Source organism: Plantimonas leprariae, assembly GCF_008802405.1.
GTDB classification, from domain to species: domain Bacteria; phylum Pseudomonadota; class Alphaproteobacteria; order Rhizobiales; family Rhizobiaceae; genus Plantimonas; species Plantimonas leprariae.
The window spans coordinates 13,795-34,986 of sequence record NZ_VZDO01000019.1 but is presented as its reverse complement, the minus strand read 5'-3'; the positions used below and the strand labels follow the sequence as shown (position 1 = coordinate 34,986).

Genomic DNA, 21,192 nt, shown 5'->3' with positions numbered 1-21,192 from the left:
CAGGAGAGGGCAGCGCCATGACGGAAGCGAAGGGGGGCGACCCGCATCGGCTCGGCGAGCTGCGCGCCATGATCGACGCGATCGACGAGTCCGTCCACCGCCTCCTGATCCAGCGCGCCACCGTGATCGACGAGCTGATCGAGGTGAAGGGTACCGCGAAGAGCGGCGCGGCCTTCCGGCCGGGGCGCGAGGCCGACATGATGCGGCGGCTCGCCGCCCGCCACACCGGCAACCTGCCGCTCGGCGCCGTGGAGCATCTCTGGCGCGAGATCATCTCGACCTTCACCGCGCTGCAGGCCCCCTTCACCGTGTCGGTCGGCGCCGACGGCGATCCGGTCGGGGCGGTCGAGACGGCGCGCTTCACCTTCGGCTTCACCGTGCCGCTGAAAGTCGAGAACAGAGCGGCGGACGTGGTTTCGTGGCTGGAGGATGGCGGCACCGACAAGCTCGGCCTCGTGCTCCTCGACCGTGCGGCGACCGCCTGGTGGAACGGCCTCGAACAGGCGCAGGTCGTGGCGCGGCTGCCGTTCCTCCAGCGCTCGGGAAACCGGGTGCGCGCGCTGGTGCTGGCTCCGCCGCTCGCCGATCCGGTGCCGTTCGAGGTCGGCTGCTACGCCGTCCGCGGCAAGGTCCCAGCCGAGCTTCCGGGCGTCGAGACGCTGGCGAGCGCGAACGGCTCCATCCTCGTCGCGGCGCGCGACGCGGCGCTGCTGGAAGACGCCGGTCTCGACATCCGCGCGGTCGGCGGCTATGCGGCACCGCTCCGGGTGGACGGCTGATCCGCCCTTTCTTTTCGGGAATTTCCGCCATGTCGACCGCGGCGAGCCGGCCCGTTCCGCGCAAGGGCATCCTGGACATCGCGGCCTACGTGCCGGGCAAGTCCAAGGCGCCGGCCGGCGTCAGGCTCCACAAGCTTTCGGCCAACGAGACGCCGCTCGGCCCTTCGCCGCGCGTGCGGGAGGCGCTGGCGGGCCTTGCCGACAGGCTGGAGATCTATCCGGACGGGCAGTCCACCCTGCTGCGCGAGGCGATCGCCGAGGTGCACGGTCTGAACCCGCGCAACATCCTGTGCGGCAACGGCTCGGGCGAGTTGCTGCAGTTCCTCTGCGCCGCCTATCTCGCGGACGGCGACGAGGCGATCTACACGGAACACGCCTTCTCGATCTACGAGATCTACACGCGCTCGAACGGCGCGACGCCGGTGGTCGTGCCGGAAACCGACCTCCGCGCCGACGTCGACCGGATGCTGGCGGCCGTTAGCCCGAGGACGAGGATCGTCTTCCTCGCCAATCCGAACAACCCGACCGGCACCTACCTGCCCTTCGACGAGGTTCGCCGTCTCCATGCCGGGCTGCCGGGGCACGTCCTCCTCGTCCTCGACGCCGCCTATGCGGAATACGTGCGCCGCAACGACTACGAGTCCGGCATGGAACTCGTGTCCGGCAGCGGCAACGTCGTGATGACCCGCACGATGTCGAAGATCTACGGCCTGGCGTCGCTCCGGATCGGTTGGATGTATGCGCCGGAGGCGATCGTCGACGCGGTGGAGCGCATCCGCCCGCCCTTCAACATCAACTTCGCCGCGATGGTGGCGGGCGCGGCGGCGATCCGCGACCGCGAGCACGTGGCGAAGGCGGTGGCGCACAATGCCGAGTGGCTGGAGCGGGTGAGCGCCGAAATCCGCGCGCTCGGGCTCGACGTCGCGCCGAGCGTCGCGAACTTCGTGCTGATCCACTTCCCGGAAGCCGCCGGCCGGACGGCGGCCGACGCCGACGCCTTCCTGACGGCGCGGGGCTACATCCTCCGCCGCGTCTCGTCCTACGGCCTGCCGAACGCGCTGCGGATGACGATCGGATCGGAAGAGGCCAATCGCGGCGTCGTCGCGGCGCTGAAGGAGTTCCTGGCGGCATGACCGAGCCCCTCTTCGAGAAGGTCGCGTTGATCGGCATCGGGCATATCGGCTCGTCGATCGCCATCAATATCCGCGAGCGGGGCCTTGCGGCCCACGTCGCCATCTCGACGCGTGGCGAGGACACGCTGAGGCGCGCCGAGGAGTTGGAGCTCGGCACGAGCTATCATTCCGACCCGGCGGACGCGGTACGGAACGCCGATCTCGTCATTCTTTCGGTCCCCGTCGGCGCCTCGGGTCCGGTGATGCAATCGATCGCCCACGCGTTGAAACCCGGCGCGATCGTTTCCGACGTCGGTTCGGTAAAGGGCGCGGTAATCGCGGCGATGCGTCCGCATGTGCCGAAGCATGCGCAATTCGTGCCCGCACACCCGCTTGCGGGCACCGAGAACTCAGGTCCCGATTCCGGCTTTCTCGAACTCTTCGAGAACCGCTGGACGATCCTGACGCCCTTGGAGGAAACGTCGGAGGAGGCAAGCGAGCGTCTCGCCGCGCTCTGGCGAGCCTTCGGCGCACGCGTCGAACGAATGTCCGTGGAGCACCACGACCTCGTGCTCGCGATCGTCTCCCACCTGCCCCACCTCATCGCCTACAACATCGTCGGCACGGCGGCGGACCTCGAGACCGTGACGCAGCAGGAGGTCATCAAGTTCTCCGCCTCGGGCTTCCGCGACTTCACCCGCATCGCGGCCTCCGACCCGACGATGTGGCGCGACGTCTTCCTGACCAACCGCGAGGCGGTGCTGGAGATGCTCGGGCGGTTCTCGGAGGATCTCGCCTCGCTGCAGCGCGCGATCCGCTGGGGCGACGGCGATATGCTGTTCGACCTCTTCACCCGCACCCGTGCCATCCGCCGCTCCATCGTCGAGGCCGGCCAGGACACGGCAGCTCCGAACTTCGGGCGCACGCCGCAGTCGCGCTGAACCTCACTCGAGCGGCGGGATGCGCCCGAGCGGGATGAAGCCGAGCGAGGCCTTGCCGCGCTTGACGTCGATCTCGATCACCGTCTGCCCGTTCTCCTGCCGGCCCACCATGCCGATGCCGGAAGCGAGCGTGCCGGCGAGCCCCCCGAACTCCGGCACGAAGCGCCCGGCAAGGTCGGCGATCGCGGCCGGATCGCTCATCGCCACCCTGAAGCGGCCAGAAACGCGGCCTTCCCGGTCGACGGCGAACGGCCCCGACAGTTCGGCGGCGGGGTTGCCCGGCGCGCTGGAACGCAGCGCCAGCGAGCGGAGCGTGCCCGAGCGGCCGCGCAGCGCTTCGCCGAAGGTGTTCCCCGGCCGCTCGCCGGCCATCCAGCCGGCCGCGCCCGCGACGGTGAGATCGGCGGCGAGGTCGAAGGGCGGCAGCGCCTCGTAGCCCGGCCGCGCCGCCGCGATCCCGCTGTTCGAGAAGGCGACGTCGAGGTCGGCGCCGTTCCGGCGGGCATGCGCTTCGAGATGGTTCGAGGCGAGGAGCGGCGAGCGCGCCCCGGCGGGATCGGCCAGCGCCACGTCCGGCGCCTCCACCACGACGTCGAGCCGCTGCAGGCCGTCGAAGGAGAAGCGCGCGCTGGAATCCAGCAGCCGCCAGCGGATGTCGAGCGGCGGCGCGGTCGGCAGGTCGAGAAGGAGCGGCCCGTCGAGCTCGGCGACGACGCGCGTCGGCTGGTAGAGCTGCGCGGCGGTGCGGAGCGCCCCGGCGGAGGCGCGGATGCCCTTCGCCGGCACCTCCATGCCGGTCGCGGCGCAGCGCAGCCCGATGCGGAACGGGTAGCCGAACACTTCCCTGTTGTCGCAACCGATCGCCGTGCCGCCGCCGGCCGCCGCCTCGATCGCGGCGCGGACCGACGCGTCGAGCCGGTTCGCCGCGTAGTACCAAGCCCCCGTCAGCGCGAGCGCCAGGATCACGACGATCGCTGCGATCCAGCCGAAGGCGCGGCGCGAGCGCCCCGGTTTCGCGGCGGCGGTTGTGGTCATGCCGGAATGTCCCTATTGCGCGGATCCATGACCGCCGATCTTTGGGTTTTTGGCTACGGCTCGCTCATCTGGCAACCCGGCTTCGCCTTCGAGGAGCGCGTCAAGGCGCGGCTCGGCGGCTACCATCGCTCGCTCTGCATCCGCTCCTTCGTGCATCGGGGCACGCCGGAGCGGCCGGGCCTCGTCTTCGGCCTCGACCGGGGCGGCTCGTGCATCGGCATGGCGTTCCGCGTGGCGGCGGGGCAGGCGGAGGCGACGGTCGGTTATCTGCGCGAGCGCGAGCTCGTCACCGGCGTCTACCGCGAGACGACGCTGGCGGTGGCGACCTTCGACGGGCGGCGCATCCACGCGCTGACCTTCGTCGCCGACCGCGGCCATTCGCAATATGCCGGCCGGATCGGCGTCGAGGACGCGGCCCGCATCGTTTCCGGTTCGCACGGGCGCTCCGGCGCGAACGCCGACTATGTCCGCTCCTCGTTCGCCGAGATCGTCGGGCTGGGGCTCACCGACCGCTGGCTGGAAGCGGTGGTCGCGCGGCTCTGAAGCGTCTCGCCCGCCAGCGCCTCGGCGGCGGCCTGCGGCAGCGGCAGGTCCGGGTCGTCGGCATGCGCCCGCGCGAGAAGCTCGAGCGCCGCGCCCTCCATGTCCCGCTTCAGCCGCTGGAGGAAGTCGGGGCGCGCCAGCCCCTGCGGCAGGGCGGGCAGGAAGCGGACGCGGATCGTGCCCGGCCGGTAGAGGCCCTTGTCGCGCGGCCAGTAGAGGCCGGAATTCAGCGCCGCCGGGATCACCGGGACCTTCAGCTCGTCGCAAAGGAAGAAGACGCCCGGCCGCGGATCGGCGGCAACGCCCGGCTTCGTGCGCGTGCCTTCCGGAAAGATCACGATCGGCCGGCCTTGCGCCGCGGCCCGGCGCGCGCCCTCCATCATCGACTGCATGGTCGCGCCGCGGCGCGTCCGGTCGACCGGGATCATGCCGAGCCGGCGCATGTAGGTGCCGAACAGCGGCAGCCGCATCAGCTCCTTCTTCAGGATGAAGGCCGGCCGGTCGAGGACGGTCACGAAGCCGAGCGTTTCCCAGTAGGACTGGTGCTTGGACGCGACGATCGCCGCGCCGGCCGGCACGTTGCCGAGCCCCTCGAACACCGCATCGGTGCCCACCACGAAGCGGTGCAGCCGCATCGCCGAGCGGCCCCAGCGCCGCGTCGCATTCCAGGCGAAATCGTCGCCGGAGAAATGGAAGACCGGCAGGAACACGACGAGGAAAAGGATCAGGTAGCCGTAGAGCAGCACCCCGAACGCGGCCGAGCGAAGGGCGGTCATCGGCGGATGGCTGGCATGGCTGGCGTTTCCCTCGGGCCCGGGGGCGGCGGGCGGCGCGGAGGAATGCACCATTCGGCGGGGAAGCGGAAGGGCCGCGCCGGTCAGGAGGCGCGGCGGTCGAAGCTTCGCGCCGTCTCGTCCACCGCGGCGGGCGAGGCCTCCATGCCGGCTGCCATGCGCAGGCGCGTGGCGAGAAGCTTGGCGTATTCGACGAAGAGCACCTTCACGCCCCGGGCGCTCGGCATGCCGCCGCCCTCCTGCCAGAGGTCGGCCCGCGCCACGGCATAGGGCTTGATCACCGGCACGTGGGCGAAGCGCTCGAATTCCAGGAGCGTGCGCGGCATGTGGTAGTCGCTGGTGACGAGGATCAGGTCGTCGAATCCCTGCCGCCGCGCCCAGCGGTCGGTCATCTCGGCGTTGCCGACGGTGTTCAGCGCGGCGTAGTCGAGGTCGACGCAGCAGTCGAACAAGCGGCGGTCGGTGGCGGTCAGCTTCGACAGGGTCCGCGCGCTGGTGCCGGGATTGACGCCGCTGATCAGGAGCCGCCGCGCCTTGCCGTCCTTCAGGAGGTCCATCGCCTGGTCGAGCCGGAGCGCGCCGCCGGTCAGCACCACGATGCCGTCGGCCCGCCCGATCGCGGCGGCGCGGGAGAATTCCGACACTTCCTGCGCGAAGCGCACGAAGCCGCCGGCGAGATAGCCCGCCGCGAAGGTGGAGCCGAGCACCAGGGCGAACGCGCCGCGCCGCAGGAGACGCCGGAGCGAGCGGGTGCGGGGCCGCGCGTCGTGCGCGGCCGCCGGCCCGATGCTCCCGATCGTCTGTTCAAGCGGCGTCATGTTGCGGCGGTCGCCCTTGCGAAGCGTTAACCCCAATCTGGCCTCAAACCCTTTCCGGTTCCTTATCGGACGATAACGCGCCAGAACCGTGGCAGGCTCCCGCCGTTTGCGTCAGCTTTCCACCGGCGAGAGCATGTCGATGGCCGCGAGCTGGCGCGTGACGGTGAGGCGCGAGGTGACCGCGGTGATGCCGCCGACCGCCGCGACCGTCAGCAGGACGCCGACATAGCCGGTCCAGCCGATGGCGAAGGAGCCGAACAGCGCGCTGATCTGGTCGGCCTCCGGCGTCGCCTGGTTCGAGCGCGTCCAGAGGCCCATGCCAAGAAAGACGAGGACGGCGCAGACGCCGCCCGCCAGCGCGCCGTAGAGGCCGAGCTTCAGGAAGTGCCGCTCGAACTCGCCGGCGATGAAGGCCGGCCGCGCGCCGACGAAATGCAGCACCTCGACGATGTGCCGGTTGCCGCTCATCGCGCCGCGCGTCGCGAAGACGACGGTCAGCACGGTGGCGACGACGACGAGCAGGAGGATGGCGACGCCGACGACGACGGTGGCGTTCGCCATGGCGACGAGGCGCGATACCCAGGCGCGGTGGTCGTCGAGGCTCGCCTGCGGCACGGCGGCGACGATCCGGGCGCGCAAGGCCGCGAAGTCCGGCGGGGCGCGTTCGTCGATGCCGATCAGCACGAGGCGCGGCACCGGCAGTTCGTCGAGGTCGAGCCCTTCGCCGAGCCAGGGTTCGAGCAGGCGCGAGGTCGCGTCGTCGGTCATGGCTTCCGCGCTGGCGACGCCGGGGATGCCGAGCGCGACTTTGCGCACCGTGTCGAGGGCCGCCGCCATGTCGAGCCCGTCGTCGGGCCGCACCTGCACCGTCACCTCGCGCGAGATCTGCGATTCCCAGACGGAAGCGGTATCGGAGATCAGCGTCACCGCGCCGAGCGTCAAACTGGCGAGGAAGGTCATGATGCCGATAACGGTCATCAGGGCGCGCCCCGCGACGTTGGCGGGCGGCACGATCGGCGTCGGGCGGGTCTTCGCCGGCGCGTCGCGGCGCGCTGCCGGTTTCGTCGCCTCGGCGGCCGGGCGGGCGGCGTCAGTCATAGATTTCCAGCCTCCCGTCATGGAGGATCAGCCGCCGCGCCTCGACCTGGTCCATCAGGGCGAGGTCGTGCGTCGCGATCACCACGGCGGTGCCGGTGCGGTTCAGCTCCATGAACAGGCGGAGCAGGCGTTTGGCCAGCGGCGGGTCGACGTTGCCGGTCGGCTCGTCGGCGAGGAGGACGTCCGGCTGGTCGATGAGGGCCCGCGCGATCGCGGCGCGCTGCTTCTCGCCGCCGGAAAGGACGACGGGCAGCGCGTTCATCCGCTCGCCGAGCCCGACCCATTTGATCAGGTCGACGACGTCCTGGCGGTAGCTCGATTCCGCCTTGCCCCGGACGCGGAGCGGCAGCGCGACGTTCTCGTAGGTCGTCAGGTGGTCGAGGAGGCGGAAGTCCTGAAACACGACGCCGATGCGGCGGCGGATCGCCGGCAGGTCGGAGCGCGCCAGCGTCGAGACGTCGCGGCCGAGCATGGTGATCAGGCCGCGCGTCGGCTTCAAGGCGAGGAACAGCATGCGGAGCAGGCTGGTCTTGCCCGCCCCGGACGGCCCGGTCAGGAACTGGAACGACTGCCGCCGGATCTCGAAGGAGAGATCCCGGAGCACTTCCGGCCCCATGTCGTAGCGGAGCCCCACGTTCTCGAACCGAATCACCGCGCCTCCTTGCGAGCGTTCCCCTTCACCAAGCGCCGCTTCGTGTCGATTTCGGGCCGTGGTCCCGGCGGGCGCTTCAGCTTCCGTTAACCATGAAGGCTTAACCCTTCGTGAACTTTTCGCCTTCGAGGGGGCCAGCCCATGCAAGCGCGCCGCACCCGCCGGACGGCGGAGCCGCCGGTGATCGACGGGGAAGCCGTGGTGATCGGACGGGTGGCCGGGGCGCGCGTGCGTCCGGCCGAGCCGCCGATCAACGACAACCGGCCCTCGGCGAGCGAGCCGCCGCCGTTCCCGCGCACCGTCCGGCCGTTCCGCCCGGACCTCGTGTTTCCGGGCAGCGTCCGCTGGCCGGGCGCGACGGCGGGACCTCGCCGCCTCGGCCTTCCCGGCCGGCGGCGGATGCTCGCCGCGGCCAGTTGCGTGGCGATGCTCGCCATCGCCGGTGCCGCGTTTCTCCCCGCGGCGCGCGCCGAGCGTCCCGCGCCGGCGGCGATTCGGGCGCCCGCCTTCGCGCTCGCGGAAACCCGCAGCAGCGTCGCGTCGCACGGCGGCGCCGCGGTGCTGGAGATCGAAGGGCGCATCCGGAACGTCTCGGCCGAGGCGCGCACCGTGCCGGCGCTGATCGTCGGCGCGCCGGGCTTCAGCCGTACCGTGCGGCCGAGCGCCCGGCTGCTCGCGCCCGGCCGCTCGCTGTTCTTCCACTCGACGCTCGCCGTTCCCTCGGCTACCACCGCGGCAACGGTCGGCGTTTCCCTCGCCGGCAACGACTGGAGCCGACCCTGACGCCATGATCGTCGTGCGCAACCGCAAGATCGAGCCGCTCTTCACCGAACGGGAGATCGCCGCCGAGATCGCCCGCATCGCGCGGGAGATCGCGAGCCGCCACCCGGCCGGAACGGGCGACGAGATCCTCGCGGTCGCCGTCCTGAAGGGCTCCTTCGTCTTCGCCGCCGACCTCATCCGCGCCCTCCATGCGGCCAAGCTCGCGCCCGAGGTCGAGTTCATCTCGCTGTCGAGCTACGGCGGGGGAACGGAAGGCGGCGAGGTCAAGGTCCTGCGCGACGTCGAGACCGACGTCTCGGGCCGCACCGTGGTGATGATCGACGACATTCTCGAGTCCGGCCGGACGCTGCAGTTCGCCCGCGACCTTCTCTTGTCGCGCGGCGCGAAGACGGTGGAGCTCGCCGTGCTCCTCGACAAGAGCGTGAAGCGGAAGGTGGGCATCGATGCGGACTATGTCGGCTTCGAATGCCCGGACCATTTCGTCGTCGGCTACGGCATGGATGTCGGCCACGCCTTCCGCGAACTGCCCTTCGTCGGCCGAGTGGTGGACTGACCGACGCCGGTTAAGCCAGACGCAAGCTTCTCGTGCGAGAACCGGTGTTCGAGCGGTCGTCCGTGCGGCCCCTCCGGAACAAACAGGGACCGGAACCAAGAAGCCGGCAGCGAGTGGAATGGCGAGAATACTGGTGGCGGAGGACGATGACGGCGTGCGGCATCTCGTGTCGCGCGCGCTCCGCCTCGAAGGCCACGACGTCGTCGCCTGCGAGGACGGCGAGATCGCGTTCGAACGCCTGCAGGCGGAAGGCGGCAATGCCTTCGACCTCGTGCTGTCCGACATCCGCATGCCGTCGATGACCGGCATCGAGCTGGCGCACGCGGTCTCCGCGGAATGGCCGGCCCTGCCGATCCTCCTGATGACCGGCTATGCCGAGCAGCGCGAGGCCGCCGAGGATCTGGCCCGCGTCATCGTCGGCGTCGTCGACAAGCCGTTCACGGTCGCGGCGATCCGGGTCGAGGTCGCGAAGGCCCTGACGAGCGGCTACGGCGAACCGGAACTGCGCTACGCCTCCTGAAGGCTCAGGCCTTGCCGTTCTTCAGCACGTCGATCAGCGCGAGGCCGTCCGGGCTCGCCCATTCCGCCGGCCCGGTGATCGCGGCCCGCGCGCAGCCCGCCTTGTCGACGAGAAGGCTGACCGGCAGGCCGATCGCGAGCCCCTGCCCCTTCAGGTCGTTGAAGACGCCCATCGTTTCGTCGCGCAGGAACGGCAGCGCGGTGAGGTTGGTCTCGGCATAGAAATCCTTCGGCTTCTCGTCGCCGCCGACGTCGACGTTGACCGGCAGCACCGCGAGGTCCGTCCCACCTTTCTGTCGCTCCAGGGCGTCCAGCGCCGGCATCTCCGCCCGGCACGGCACGCACCAGGTCGCCCAGAGGTTCAGGAGCAGCGATTTCCCGGCATAGTCGGCGACGCGCTTCGCCGCGCCGCTTCCGTCCTTGAAGGCGATCGTCCGCGCGTCGAACGGCGCGTCCAGCGCGTGGACGGCCGCGACCTCGCCGCGGGCGGCGGCGTCGATCGCCTGTTTGAGCCCGTCGTCCAGCGGACAGTTGGCGGCGGCCGCGTTGCCAGAGCGCGTTTCCGCGACGTATACGCCGACGGCCCCAACTGCTGCCCCGGCGACGAGCGACAGGGCGACGAGCGAGACGATCCGGCGGCCCCGGGTCTTCGCCGATGCTTCACTACCACGGTCGGACATCGGTCTGACGAACCTTTCGAGCGGTTTTCATGGACGACAAGCCGAAGCCTGATTCCGGCAACGAGATGTGGGGCGGCCGCTTCGCCGCCAAGCCCGCCGCGATCATGCAGGCGATCAACGCGTCCATCGATTTCGACCAGCGTCTCTACGCCGAAGACATCGCCGGTTCCAAGGCGCACGCGGCGATGCTGGCCGCCAAGGGCATCATCCCTGCCGCGGACGAGGCCGAGATCCAGCGCGGCCTCGACGCGATCCTCGCCGAGATCGAGGCGGGCAGCTTCGCCTTCTCCCGCGAGCGCGAGGACATCCACATGAACGTCGAGGCGCGGCTCGCCGAGCTGATCGGCCCGGCGGCCGGACGCCTCCACACGGCGCGCTCGCGCAACGACCAGGTGGCGGTCGATTTCCGGCTTCACGTCAAGCGCGCTCTCGCCGAGACGGACGGCGCGCTCGGCCGTCTGATCGAGGCCTTCCTCGACCGGGCCGAGGAGCATGCCGAAACGGTGATGCCGGGCTTCACGCATCTCCAGGTCGCCCAGCCCGTCACCTTCGGCCACCATTGCCTCGCCTATGTCGAGATGTTCGCGCGCGACCGCACGCGCTGCCGCGACGCGATCGCCCGCATGGACGAATCGCCGCTCGGCGCCGCGGCACTCGCCGGCACCGGCTTCCCGGTCGACCGGCACATGACGGCGGCGGCGCTCGGCTTTTCGGGCGGTCCGACCCGCAACTCGATCGATTCGGTCTCCGACCGCGACTTCGCGCTGGAGTTCCTGAGCGTCGCGGCGATCGCGGCGACCCACCTGTCGCGCTTCGCCGAAGAGCTGGTGATCTGGTCGACGCCGCAGTTCGGCTTCGTACGGCTGTCCGATTCGTTCTCCACCGGCTCCTCGATCATGCCGCAGAAGCGCAATCCCGACGCCGCCGAGCTGGTGCGCGCCAAGACCGGACGCGTCAACGGCGCGCTGGTCTCGCTCCTCACCGTGATGAAGGGCCTGCCGCTCAGCTATTCCAAGGACATGCAGGAGGACAAGGAGCAGGTCTTCGACGCGATCGACAGCCTTGCGCTCTCGCTCTCGGCGGCGGCCGGCATGGTGCGCGACATGCGCGTCGACGCGGGCGCCATGCGCCGCGCCGCCGGGCACGGCTTCTCCACCGCGACCGACCTCGCCGACTGGCTGGTGCGCGAGCTGGGCCTGCCCTTCCGCGAGGCGCACCACGTCACCGGCCGCGCCGTGGCGCTGGCGGAAAGCGCCGGCACGGGCCTCGAAGACCTGTCGCTCGACGCGCTGCGCACCCTCCATCCCGGCATCACGGACGCGGTCTACGGTGTGCTCGGCGTCGACGCCTCCGTCCGCAGCCGCACCAGCTTCGGCGGCACCGCGCCGGCGAACGTCCGGCGCGAGATCGCCGCCTGGCGCGAACGGCTGGCGGCTCGCGCGTGATTTTCTCCGCGCGGCCGGTTATGAAGGCGGCGGGGCTTTCGAAGCATTCGATGACGTGAAGGCGGGGCGATGCGGACTGGAACACATGGCGGCGGTGCGACGCTGCTGCTCGTCGCGCTCGTGGCGACGCTGGCCATCGCCGGCTGCGGGCGCAAGAACCTGCCCGTCGCGCCGCGGAACAGCGCCTCGACGATCGGCGGCTCGGTCGAGGAGAACAACCCGGCGAGCCTCCAGAACTTCCAGCGCTCGAACCGCGTGACGTCGGGCGGCGGCAGCGACCTGCGCATCACCCCCGCCGAGGTTTCGGCCAATCCCGGCCAGTCGAAGCGGCGCTTCCTCCTGGACGGCCTCCTGAACTGAGGCGCAGCCAAGCGATGAACCATTTCGACTACCGCGACGGCGTCCTCCATGCGGAGGAGGTCGACCTTCCCCGCATCGCGGCGGAGATCGGCACGCCGTTCTACTGCTATTCGACCGCGACGCTGACGCGGCACTACGAGGTCTTCGCCGGAGCCTTCGCCGACATCGACGCGCTCGTCTGCTTCGCGATGAAGGCGAACTCGAACCAGGCGGTGATCCGGACGCTCGGGGACCTCGGGGCCGGGGCCGACGTCGTATCCGGCGGCGAACTCGCCCGCGCGCTCCAAGCCGGCATCGCGCCGGAGAAGATCATGTTCTCCGGCGTCGGCAAGACGGCCGACGAGATGGATCAGGCGCTGCATGCGGGCATTCTCTGCTTCAACGTCGAATCGGAGCCGGAACTGGAGCTCCTGTCGGCGCGGGCGGACGCGCTCGGCAGGCAAGCGCCGGTGTCGTTTCGGATCAATCCGGACATCGACGCGCGCACCCACGCCAAGATCTCGACGGGAAAGAAGTCCGACAAGTTCGGCATCGACTTCGCCAAGGCGATCGAGATCTACGCTCGCGCCGCGACGCTGCCCGGCATCCGCGTTTCGGGCATCGATATGCATATCGGCTCGCAGATCACCGAGCTCGAACCCTTCGACCTCGCCTTCGCGCGCCTCGCCGGGCTGGTGCGCGATCTGCGGGCCGCCGGCCACGCGATCCACCATGTCGACCTCGGCGGCGGGCTCGGCGTGCCCTACCGGCTGGCCGAGGAGCCGCCGCCGGAGCCGGACGCCTATTCGGCGATCGTCAAGCGGCATGTCCGCGACCTCGACGCGACCGTGATCTTCGAGCCGGGGCGGCTTCTCGTCGCCAATGCCGGCATCCTCGTCACGAAGGTGCTCTACGTGAAGGAAGCGGAGGCGAAGCGCTTCGTGATCGTCGACGCGGCGATGAACGACCTCGTGCGCCCGACCCTCTACGACGCCTGGCACGACATCCGGCCGGTCGCGGCGGCGAAGGACGCGGATACCGTCGTCGCCGACGTGGTCGGGCCCGTCTGCGAGAGCGGCGACTTCCTGGCGAAGGACCGGCCACTGCCGCCGGTCGCGGCCGGCGACCTCCTCGCCCTGATGACCGCCGGAGCCTACGGCGCGGTGCAGTCCGGCACCTACAACACGCGGCCCCTCGTGCCGGAAGTGCTGGTGAAGGGCGGCTCGTTCTTCGCGGTTCGCCCCCGCCAGCGGATCGAGGACCTCATCGGGCTCGACCGGCTGCCCCCCTGGCTCGCCGAGGCGAAATAGCGAAGCCGCACACGCTCTTATGATCCGGTGCGGCGACGCGGCGGGTCCCGTCGCCTCGTCTTCGCCTCAAAACCTGCTAGGCTTCCCGATCGACGGCCGCGGGCGCGGCCGAACTGCGGGAGCACGGATGGCGGACCGACCGGACGGCGACGACAGGCACGAGACGGCGCGTCTCCGCTCGACGCGGCGCGCGGCTTTCCTCGCGCTCGTCGCCGAGGCCGCTTGGCCGACCGTTTTCCGGCTTCTCGGCCTCGCCGCCCTGTTCCTCAGCATCGCCTGGTTCGGGCTGCTCGACCGGCTCGGCGCCGCGCCGCGCCTCGGGCTTCTCGCCCTCTTCGCGCTCCTCGCTCTCGCCGTGCTCTGGGCCGCGCGCCGCGTCCGCCTGCCGACCGGCGAGGCGGTCGACGCGCGCATCGAGCAGTCGAGCCTGTTCCGGCACCGGCCGCTGCGCACGCAGAGCGACCGTGCCAGTGCCGGCGGCGCGGCCGATCCCTTCGCCCTCGCGCTTTGGCGCGAGCATCAGCGCCGCATGGCGGCGCGGCTCGGCTCCGCCGTGTCCGGCGGCCTCCGGACCCGGACCGAGCGCCTCGACCCCTATGGTCTTCGTGCCGTCGTGGCGCTGCTGCTCGTCACGGCCTTCGCCTATTCGCTCGGGCCCGGCGGCGGGCGCGTCGCGGACGCGCTCGTCCGGCCGGGTGCGGCCCCGGCCGCGTTCGCCGCGCGCGTCGACGCCTGGGTGACGCCGCCCGGCTATACCGGCCGGCCGCCGCTCTACCTCGCCGGCCTCGCCGATCCCGCCGCGCCGGTCGAGGTGCCGGCCGGCAGCGTCCTGTCGGTGCGCGTGTCGGACGGCACCGATGCCGCGCTCACCTTCGCGCCCGACGGCGGCGGCGCGGCGCAGCCGGTGGCGCCTGCCGCGGCCCCGCCGGCCCCGAACGCCGCTCCGGTAACCGACGCGCCGCCGCCGAAGAGCGGTTCCTTCGAGTTCCCCTTGCGCGCCAGCGGGCGGGCGGAGCTTGCCACCAGCTTCCGCACCCTCGGGAACTGGCGGTTCCAGGTGACGCCGGACAAGCCGCCCGTGATCGCCTTCGCGAACGAACCGCTGCGCGGCCGCTCCGGCGCGCTGGAACTCGCCTTCAAGGTCACCGACGACTACGGCGCGGGTCAGGGCAAGGGCGAGATGCAGCTTCGCGACAAGCCTTCGCCGCTGGCGCGGCCGCTGTTCGGCCTGCCGGAGGTCAAGCTGTCGATGCCGCGCCGCGCCAAGGGCGAGGCGAACGGCCGGACGTCGAGCGACCTCACCGAGAATCCCTATGCCGGCTCGACGGTGACGCTCCGGCTCGCCGCCACCGACGATGCCGGCCAGACCGGCCGCTCGGAAACGAAGACCATCGTCCTGCCGGAGCGCCGCTTCACCAATCCGCTGGCGCTGGCGGTGATCGAGCAGCGGCGGATGCTGGCGCTCGATGCCAACGCCGCGCCGCGCGTCGCCGAGATGCTGGATGCCGTGACGCTGCGCGGGCAGGACTACGGCGTTTCCGCCGGCAATCAGGTGGCGCTGCAGGCGGCGCGCTCGCGCATCGCCAACGCGGCCGGCAACGAGGAGGTGCTGATCTCGGCCGTCGATTTCCTGTGGCGCATCGCGCTCGGGCTCGAGGACGGCAACCTGTCGGATGCCGAGCGGCGCTTGAAGGACGCGCAGCAGGCGCTGTCGGACGCGCTGAAGAACGGCGCGAGCGACGAGCAGATCGACAAGCTGATGGCCGAGCTGCGGCAGGCGATGCAGGAATACATGCAGCAACTGGCGGAAGAGATGCGGAACCGGCCGCCGCTCAGCCAGCAGGAGCTGCAGTCCGGCAACATGCAGGAGATCCGCCCGCAGGATCTCCAGAAGATGATGGACCGCATCGAGGATCTGGCGAAGTCCGGCTCCAAGGACGCCGCGCAGCAGCTTCTCGCCGAGATGCAGCAGATGATGGAAAACCTGCAGGCGTCGCGGCCGATGCAGGGGCAGCAGGGCCAGAGCGGCCAGCGGAACCCTATGCAGCAGCAGATGGACAAGCTCGGCGAGCTGCTGCGCAAGCAGCAGGCCCTGAAGGACCAGACCTTCGAGCTCGGCCGCCGGCAGGCGCAGGAACAGATGGGCGAAGGGCAGCCGCCGCCGCCCGGTCAGAACGGCGAGGGCCAGCAGCAGCAGCCGATGAGCCCGGAGGAACTGCAGCGGCAGTTGGGCGAGCTGCAGAAGCAGCAGAACCAGCTCGGCAAGGAACTGCAGCAGTTGCAGGAAGCGATGAAGGGCATGGGCATGCAACCCGGCGAGGGCTTCGGCGACGCCGGCAAGGCGATGGGCCAAGCCGAGGAGTTGCTCGGGCAGGGCAACGACGGCGACGCCGTCGGCCGGCAGGGCGAGGCGATGGAGGCGCTGCGCCGCGGCGCGCGCGACATGATGCGCCAGATGCAGGAAGCGATGGGCCAGCAGCCGGGCGAAGGCCAGGAAGGCCGGCAGGGCCAGATGAACGGCGGCTACGGCCGCGGCGAGCAGCGCTCCGACCGCGACCCGCTCGGCCGGCCGCGCTCGACGGAAGGGCCGGACTTCGGCCAGGACGTCGAGGTGCCGGACGAGATCGACACGCAGCGCGCCCGGCGCATCCTCGATGCGATCCGCAAGCGCCTCGGCGACCAGCTCTCGCCGCAGATGGAACGCGACTACCTGGAACGCCTGCTCCAGACGCCCTGAGGCGCGATAGCGGCGCTCAACGCGTCGGGACGGGCGTCTCGCCGCGGTAGTCGTAGAAGCCGCGGCCGGTCTTGCGGCCGAGCCAGCCGGCCTCGACGTATTTCACCAGAAGCGGGCACGGGCGGTACTTCGAGTCCGCCAGCCCGTCGTGCAGCACCTGCATGATCGACAGGCAGGTGTCGAGGCCGATGAAGTCGGCGAGTTGCAGCGGCCCCATCGGGTGGTTCGCCCCGAGCCGCATGGCGGTGTCGATCGACTCCACCGAGCCGACGCCCTCGTGCAGCGTGTAGACCGCCTCGTTGATCATCGGCAGGAGGATGCGGTTGACGATGAAGGCCGGGAAATCCTCCGACACGGTCACCGTCTTGCCGAGGGTGGCGACGAAGCGCTTCGCCGACTCGAAGGTCGCGTCGTCGGTGGCGATGCCGCGCACGAGCTCGACGAGCTTCATCACCGGCACCGGGTTCATGAAGTGGATGCCGAGGAAGCGCTCCGGCCGGTCGGTGGCGGCGGCGAGCCGCGTGATCGAGATGGAGGAGGTGTTGGTGGCGAGGATCGCGCCCGGCTTCAGCGACGGTGCGATGGCGGCGTAGACCTTGCGCTTGGCGGCCTCGTCCTCCGTCGCCGCCTCGATCACGAGATCGGCCCGCGACAGGGCGCCGGCGTCGGTCGCGGTGCGGATGCGGGCGAGCGCCGCGTCCCTCTCGGCCCCACCGATCTTGGCAGACGAGACCTGCCGGTCGAAGGACTTTGCGGCGATCGACAGGCCTTTCGCCACCCGTTCCTCCGACAGGTCGTAGAGCACGACGTCGTAGCCCGACAGCGCCGCCGCGTGCGCGATGCCCGCCCCCATCTGTCCGGCGCCCACCACGCCGACCGTGCCGATGTTTTCCGTCATTCGCTTGGCTTTGGCCTCGCTCGGTTGCTGCGGTTCAGCGGCCAGCGCCCGGAACCCAGAGAACGTCCGCCCGCCCCTCGTCGTTGGCGATGCGCGCGGCGACGAAGAGATGGTCCGACAGGCGGTTGACGTAGCGCATCGCCGCGCCGGAAACGACCTCCCCGTCGATTTTCGCCAGCGCCACCATCACGCGCTCCGCCCGGCGGGCGATCGTGCGGGCGAGGTGGAGATGCGCCGCCGCCGGGGTGCCGGCCGGCAGGATGAAGCTCTTCAAGGGTTCGAGCCGCGCGTTCATCGCGTCGATCTCCGCCTCCAGCCGCTCGACCTGCGCATCGACCACGGCGAGCCGTTCGTAGGGCAGAGGCTCGCCGGTCTCGGGTGTCGCGAGGTCCGCGCCGAGGTCGAAGAGGTCGTTCTGAATGCGCGACAGCATCGCGTCCGCCTCGCCGGCCATCGCCAGCCGGGCGAGGCCGAGCGCGCCGTTCAGCTCGTCCACCGTGCCGATCGCCTCCAGCCGGAGGTCGGATTTCAGCCGGCGCTCGCCGGTGGCGAGCCCCGTCGTGCCGTCGTCGCCGGTGCGGGTGTAGATGCGGTTCAGCCTGACCATCAGGAGCCACCCTTCGAACGCGCGATCAGGATCGCCCCGACGATCACGATGATCGCCAGCCCCTGCAGGAGGACGCGCGCCCGCATCAGGCGCTGCGAGGCGTTGCCGGGTCCGTTGCGCATCATGTTGACGAGGCCCGCGAGCAGGACGGCGAGCACCGCCGCCATCAGGCCGAGCGCGAGGAAGGACAGGAAGCCGGACATTGAGGGACCTTGTGGAACGGTTCGAATATAGGCTCGCAGGCGGCGTCTTTCGAGCGCGGACGGTCAGCGAGAAGGGAGCGGCACGGCTTTGCGGCGACGCGTCGCGGCCGCGACGCCGACCCCCGCGACGGCCAGACCGAGAAGCTGGATCGCGCTCAGCGATTCGCCGAACAGGGCGTAGGCCATCACCGCGGTGACGCCCGGCACGAGATAGAGGAGCGAGGAGACGCGGGACACCGCACCTTCCCGGATCATGAACAGGAGCAGGAAGATCGCCCCGATCGACAGGACCAGGACGAGCCAGGCGAGCGCGAGAACGAACTCGCCGGTCCAATCGATCACCCGCGTTTCGAGGAGGAAGGCCCCGAGCGTCACCGGCACCAGCGCGCCGAGATATTGCAGTGCCGTGCCGACGGCGAGGTCGACGCCCGCGACGAAGCGTTTCTGCCAGACGGTGCCGACCGAGATCGCGACGACGCCGAGAATCACCGGCGCGAGCATCAGCGGTCCGTAGGAGGCCGGGCCGCCGAGCTTCGGCAGGATCACCAGCACCGTGCCGAGGAGCCCGAGCGCGAGGCCGAGCCATTGCCGCGGCCCGACCCGCTCGCCGAGCATGCCGCCCGCGAGGAAGGCGGTGAGGAGCGGCTGCAGCCCGGCGATCAGCGCCGCGATGCCGGCCGGCAACCCGTGCCGCACGGCATAGAACACGCCGCCGAGATAGAGGCCGTGGATCAGCGCGCCGGCCACCGCCGCATGCCGGGCTTCCCGCGCCGCCGGCCACCGGGCGCGGCGGGCCAGCGCGAAGGGCGAAAGGATCGCGAGGGCGAGAGCGAAGCGGAGCGCCAGGAAGGTGAAGGGTTCGGAATGCGGCATGGCATAGCGCGCGCCGATGAAGCCGGTCGACCAGAGCACGACGAAGGCGGCGGGAATCACGGGAAGGAGACGCTGCATCGCCGCGCTATAGCGGGCGCGCGGCGTCCCCGCATCCCGTTGCTACAGTCCCACCATCCGGCGGATGTCCGACGCCGCGAGGCCCGCGGCGCGAAGCTGGCGGAGCGAGGTGTCGCCGGCGCTCTTCGAGAGCTTGCGGCCGGCCTCGTCGAGCACGAGGTCGTGGTGGCGATAGCGCGGCGCGGAGAGGCCGAGCAGCGCCTGGAGGACGCGGTGCACCGAGGTCGAGGGCAGGAGGTCGCGGCCGCGCACGACATGCGTAACGCCTTGCAGCGCGTCGTCCACCACGACCGACAGGTGATAGCTCGTCGGCACGTCGCGGCGCGCCAGCACGACGTCGCCCCAGAGTTCCGGCTCGGCCCGCACCTCCCCGGCCGGTCCGCCGTCCGCCCCGTCCTCGCGAAAGGTCAGGGCCTCGAGCATGCCGAGGGCACGGTTCATGTCGAGCCGCCAGGCGAAAGGTTCGCCAGCCGCCAACCGCCGCTCGCGCTCGGACGCGTCGAGCGCGCGGTCGAGGCCCGGATAGAGCGGCGCGCCATCCGGATCGCGCGGCCACGGCCGGCCTTCCTTTTCCTCGAACCGCGCGGCGAAGCCCTTCACCTCGCCGCGCGTCATAAAGGCCGGATAGGCGAGCCCTTCGTGGACGAGCGCGTCGAGCGCGCCGGCATAGTCGGCGAAATGCTCGGACTGGCGGCGTGGGCTCTCGTCCCAGTCGAGCCCGAGGAAGCGGAGGTCGTCGGCGATCCCCCGCTCGAATTCCGGGCGGCAGCGTTCCCGGTCGATGTCCTCGATGCGCAGGAGGAAGCGGCCGCCGGCCTGCCGCGCCAGCCGATGGTTCAGGAGCGCCGAATAGGCGTGGCCGAGATGGAGCTCGCCGTTCGGACTCGGCGCGAAGCGGAAAACGGGTTGCATCGCCCCCAGGCAAACGCCCATCTCAGCCGCGGTTCAAGCGGGAAGCCAGGAATGATCCGCACGGAAGCAGACATCGCGCGTGAGCTGGCGGCGCTCCTCGCGCTCGATCCGGCCTTGCGGGCCGTGGCGGCGGTCGCCGGCGAGGTGCCGCTGCGGCAGACGCCGGCCGGCCTCCACGGGCTGCTCGCGACGATCGTCGGGCAGCAGGTCTCGACCGCCAGCGCCCGGGCGATCTTCGGCCGCTTCGCCGCGCTGGTCGACACGAGCGACGCCGCGGCGATCCTGCGGCTGACCGATGCCGACTACCGCGCGGCCGGTTTCTCCGCCGCGAAGCAGCGCACCACGATCGCGATAGCGGAAGGCGTCCGGGACGGCCGCCTCGACCTCGACCGCATCGGCGACATCCCGGCATCCGAGGCGGTGGCGGAACTGGCGGCCCTCCCCGGCATCGGCGTCTGGACGGCGGAATGCTACCTTCTCTTCGCGGTCGGCCATCCGGACGTGTTCCCGGCCGGCGACCTCGCGCTCCAGGTCGCGGTGGGCCATGCGCGCGCGCTGCCGGGGCGGCCGAAGGAAAAGCCGGTCGCCGAACTCGCAAAGGCCTGGAGCCCACACCGCTCGATCGCGGCGCGGCTGTTCTGGAGCTACTACCACGCCGTCACGCGGCGCGACGCCGCGCCGGCCGAGGCCGCGGCGGATGCGGCCGCGAAAGCCGGTGGATCGCGCCCTGTGCGCAAGAACGTCGCTAGCCCCAAGGCTTCACAAAGGCGACACGATAGGACAGCATAGAATCCAGGCAGTTGATGCGTAGGAGTTTCCAGTAAGCCTCCCAGTGGAGGATGGGCGACGGAAAGCGCCGGCCACCCGGATCACGAAGAGGCTTGAGCGGGAGCTCCTTGTACGAGGAGTCGGCTCATGACGATCGCAGTCCCGCCCCACCAGCTCCAGCCGGCGCTCGTCCTCAATGCGGATTTCCGCCCCTTGAGCTACTACCCGCTGTCGCTCTGGAGCTGGCAGGACGCGATCAAGGCGGTGTTCCTCGACCGCGTCAACATCCTCGCCGAATACGACCAGGCGGTGCGGAGCCCGACCTTCACCATGAAGGTGCCCTCCGTCGTCTGCCTGAAGACCTACGTGAAGCCGCCGCGCCATCCGGCCTTCACCCGCTTCAACGTGTTCCTGCGCGACCGCTTCGAGTGCCAGTACTGCGGTTCGCCGCAGGAGCTGACCTTCGATCACGTGATCCCGCGCTCGAAGGGGGGCCTCACGACCTGGGACAACGTCGTTGCGGCCTGCTCGCCCTGCAACCTGAAGAAGGGCGGGCACATGCCGGAGGCGGCCGGCATGGTGCCGCACCAGAAGCCCTATCAGCCGACGGTGCACGACCTTCACAACAACGGCCGGCTGTTCCCGCCGAACTACCTGCACGAGAGCTGGCTCGACTACCTCTACTGGGACTCGGAACTCGATCCCGAGTAAGGTT

At 70.8% G+C, this 21,192-nt stretch carries 24 protein-coding genes; 13 read left to right on the top strand and 11 right to left on the bottom strand.

Translation table 11 applies throughout. The features are described 5' to 3' along the window. Nucleotides 1–17 precede the first annotated feature (17 nt). The 3 genes from pheA to F6X38_RS19405 are packed head-to-tail and all read left to right on the top strand — an operon-like array spanning nt 18 to nt 2,832. Complete coding sequence (pheA, locus tag F6X38_RS19415) at nt 18–779, top strand: chorismate mutase (RefSeq protein ID WP_150972642.1); 762 nt, start codon at nt 18–20, stop codon at nt 777–779. A 29-nt stretch (nt 780–808) separates the two neighbouring features. Continuing rightward, entirely contained in the window at nt 809–1,912 is a 1,104-nt protein-coding gene (gene hisC / locus F6X38_RS19410) for a histidinol-phosphate transaminase (RefSeq protein WP_150972640.1), read from the top strand. After that, complete coding sequence (locus tag F6X38_RS19405; RefSeq protein WP_150972638.1) at nt 1,909–2,832, top strand: prephenate/arogenate dehydrogenase family protein; 924 nt, start codon at nt 1,909–1,911, stop codon at nt 2,830–2,832. The genes hisC and F6X38_RS19405 overlap by 4 nt, the downstream gene beginning before the upstream one ends. Before the next feature lie 3 nt (nt 2,833–2,835). On the opposite strand, the gene F6X38_RS19400 is transcribed toward F6X38_RS19405, so the two are convergent. Further along, entirely contained in the window at nt 2,836–3,867 is a 1,032-nt protein-coding gene (locus F6X38_RS19400; protein WP_150972636.1) for a DUF2125 domain-containing protein, read from the bottom strand. Between the two features lie 27 nt (nt 3,868–3,894). On the opposite strand from F6X38_RS19400, the gene F6X38_RS19395 reads away from it, so the two are divergent. Further along, nucleotides 3,895–4,410 (top strand): gamma-glutamylcyclotransferase, encoded by a 516-nt coding sequence (locus F6X38_RS19395; protein ID WP_150972634.1) that lies wholly within the window; start codon nt 3,895–3,897, stop codon nt 4,408–4,410. Here the strand turns inward: F6X38_RS19395 and F6X38_RS19390 are convergent. The 4 genes from F6X38_RS19390 to ftsE all read right to left on the bottom strand — a co-directional run bounded on the left by F6X38_RS19390 (nt 4,329) and on the right by ftsE (nt 7,772). Continuing rightward, entirely contained in the window at nt 4,329–5,186 is an 858-nt protein-coding gene (locus tag F6X38_RS19390) for a lysophospholipid acyltransferase family protein (protein ID WP_150972632.1), read from the bottom strand. The two genes, F6X38_RS19395 and F6X38_RS19390, sit on opposite strands and share 82 nt — an antisense overlap. A 101-nt stretch (nt 5,187–5,287) precedes the next feature. Further along, nucleotides 5,288–6,022, bottom strand: a complete 735-nt coding sequence (locus F6X38_RS19385; RefSeq protein WP_150972630.1) for a YdcF family protein — start codon at nt 6,020–6,022, stop codon at nt 5,288–5,290. A 111-nt stretch (nt 6,023–6,133) separates the two neighbouring features. Next, entirely contained in the window at nt 6,134–7,120 is a 987-nt protein-coding gene (locus F6X38_RS19380) for a cell division protein FtsX (RefSeq protein ID WP_150972619.1), read from the bottom strand. Beyond that, entirely contained in the window at nt 7,113–7,772 is a 660-nt protein-coding gene (gene ftsE, locus F6X38_RS19375) for a cell division ATP-binding protein FtsE (RefSeq protein ID WP_150972617.1), read from the bottom strand. Before ftsE ends, F6X38_RS19380 begins: the two co-directional genes overlap by 8 nt. Before the next feature lie 141 nt (nt 7,773–7,913). Between ftsE and F6X38_RS19370 the strand changes: the two genes are divergently transcribed. From F6X38_RS19370 to F6X38_RS19360, 3 genes are all read left to right on the top strand, one after another. Then, entirely contained in the window at nt 7,914–8,555 is a 642-nt protein-coding gene (locus tag F6X38_RS19370; protein ID WP_150972615.1) for a hypothetical protein, read from the top strand. A 4-nt stretch (nt 8,556–8,559) separates the two neighbouring features. Then, nucleotides 8,560–9,108, top strand: a complete 549-nt coding sequence (gene hpt, locus F6X38_RS19365) for a hypoxanthine phosphoribosyltransferase (RefSeq protein WP_150972613.1) — start codon at nt 8,560–8,562, stop codon at nt 9,106–9,108. Between the two features lie 118 nt (nt 9,109–9,226). Continuing rightward, entirely contained in the window at nt 9,227–9,628 is a 402-nt protein-coding gene (locus F6X38_RS19360) for a response regulator (protein WP_150972611.1), read from the top strand. Between the two features lie 4 nt (nt 9,629–9,632). Here the strand turns inward: F6X38_RS19360 and tlpA are convergent, their stop codons facing one another. Beyond that, nucleotides 9,633–10,307 (bottom strand): thiol:disulfide interchange protein TlpA, encoded by a 675-nt coding sequence (gene tlpA / locus F6X38_RS19355; RefSeq protein WP_150972609.1) that lies wholly within the window; start codon nt 10,305–10,307, stop codon nt 9,633–9,635. Between the two features lie 29 nt (nt 10,308–10,336). Here tlpA and argH point away from each other — a divergent pair, with 29 nt between their 5' ends. From argH to F6X38_RS19335, 4 genes are all read left to right on the top strand, one after another. Beyond that, the gene (gene argH, locus F6X38_RS19350; protein ID WP_150972608.1) at nt 10,337–11,752 is read left to right on the top strand and encodes an argininosuccinate lyase; all 1,416 of its coding nucleotides are present in this window, start codon (nt 10,337–10,339) and stop codon (nt 11,750–11,752) included. A gap of 69 nt (nt 11,753–11,821) precedes the next feature. Further along, complete coding sequence (locus F6X38_RS19345; protein ID WP_150972606.1) at nt 11,822–12,112, top strand: hypothetical protein; 291 nt, start codon at nt 11,822–11,824, stop codon at nt 12,110–12,112. A 14-nt stretch (nt 12,113–12,126) separates the two neighbouring features. After that, nucleotides 12,127–13,401 (top strand): diaminopimelate decarboxylase, encoded by a 1,275-nt coding sequence (gene lysA, locus F6X38_RS19340; protein WP_150972604.1) that lies wholly within the window; start codon nt 12,127–12,129, stop codon nt 13,399–13,401. A gap of 127 nt (nt 13,402–13,528) precedes the next feature. Next, complete coding sequence (locus F6X38_RS19335) at nt 13,529–16,138, top strand: TIGR02302 family protein (protein ID WP_150972601.1); 2,610 nt, start codon at nt 13,529–13,531, stop codon at nt 16,136–16,138. Nucleotides 16,139–16,154: 16 nt separating this feature from the next. Here the strand turns inward: F6X38_RS19335 and F6X38_RS19330 are convergent, their stop codons facing one another. The 5 genes from F6X38_RS19330 to gluQRS all read right to left on the bottom strand — a co-directional run bounded on the left by F6X38_RS19330 (nt 16,155) and on the right by gluQRS (nt 19,730). Next, entirely contained in the window at nt 16,155–17,036 is an 882-nt protein-coding gene (locus tag F6X38_RS19330; RefSeq protein WP_150972599.1) for a 3-hydroxybutyryl-CoA dehydrogenase, read from the bottom strand. A gap of 34 nt (nt 17,037–17,070) precedes the next feature. Then, the gene (locus tag F6X38_RS19325; protein WP_150972597.1) at nt 17,071–17,643 is read right to left on the bottom strand and encodes a cob(I)yrinic acid a,c-diamide adenosyltransferase; all 573 of its coding nucleotides are present in this window, start codon (nt 17,641–17,643) and stop codon (nt 17,071–17,073) included. Then, complete coding sequence (locus tag F6X38_RS19320; RefSeq protein ID WP_202618034.1) at nt 17,643–17,846, bottom strand: twin transmembrane helix small protein; 204 nt, start codon at nt 17,844–17,846, stop codon at nt 17,643–17,645. Before F6X38_RS19320 ends, F6X38_RS19325 begins: the two co-directional genes overlap by 1 nt. Nucleotides 17,847–17,909: 63 nt before the next feature. Continuing rightward, entirely contained in the window at nt 17,910–18,797 is an 888-nt protein-coding gene (locus F6X38_RS19315; protein ID WP_150972594.1) for a DMT family transporter, read from the bottom strand. 42 nt (nt 18,798–18,839) lie between these two features. Next, a complete protein-coding gene (gene gluQRS / locus F6X38_RS19310; RefSeq protein ID WP_246191450.1) occupies nt 18,840–19,730 on the bottom strand; it encodes a tRNA glutamyl-Q(34) synthetase GluQRS in 891 nt (296 codons plus the stop codon). 30 nt (nt 19,731–19,760) lie between these two features. On the opposite strand from gluQRS, the gene F6X38_RS19305 reads away from it, so the two are divergent. Both F6X38_RS19305 and F6X38_RS19300 read left to right on the top strand, forming a co-directional pair. Beyond that, the gene (locus F6X38_RS19305) at nt 19,761–20,498 is read left to right on the top strand and encodes a DNA-3-methyladenine glycosylase family protein (RefSeq protein ID WP_150972592.1); all 738 of its coding nucleotides are present in this window, start codon (nt 19,761–19,763) and stop codon (nt 20,496–20,498) included. A gap of 126 nt (nt 20,499–20,624) precedes the next feature. After that, nucleotides 20,625–21,188, top strand: a complete 564-nt coding sequence (locus tag F6X38_RS19300) for an HNH endonuclease (RefSeq protein ID WP_150972590.1) — start codon at nt 20,625–20,627, stop codon at nt 21,186–21,188. The last annotated feature ends 4 nt before the right edge of the window (nt 21,189–21,192 follow it).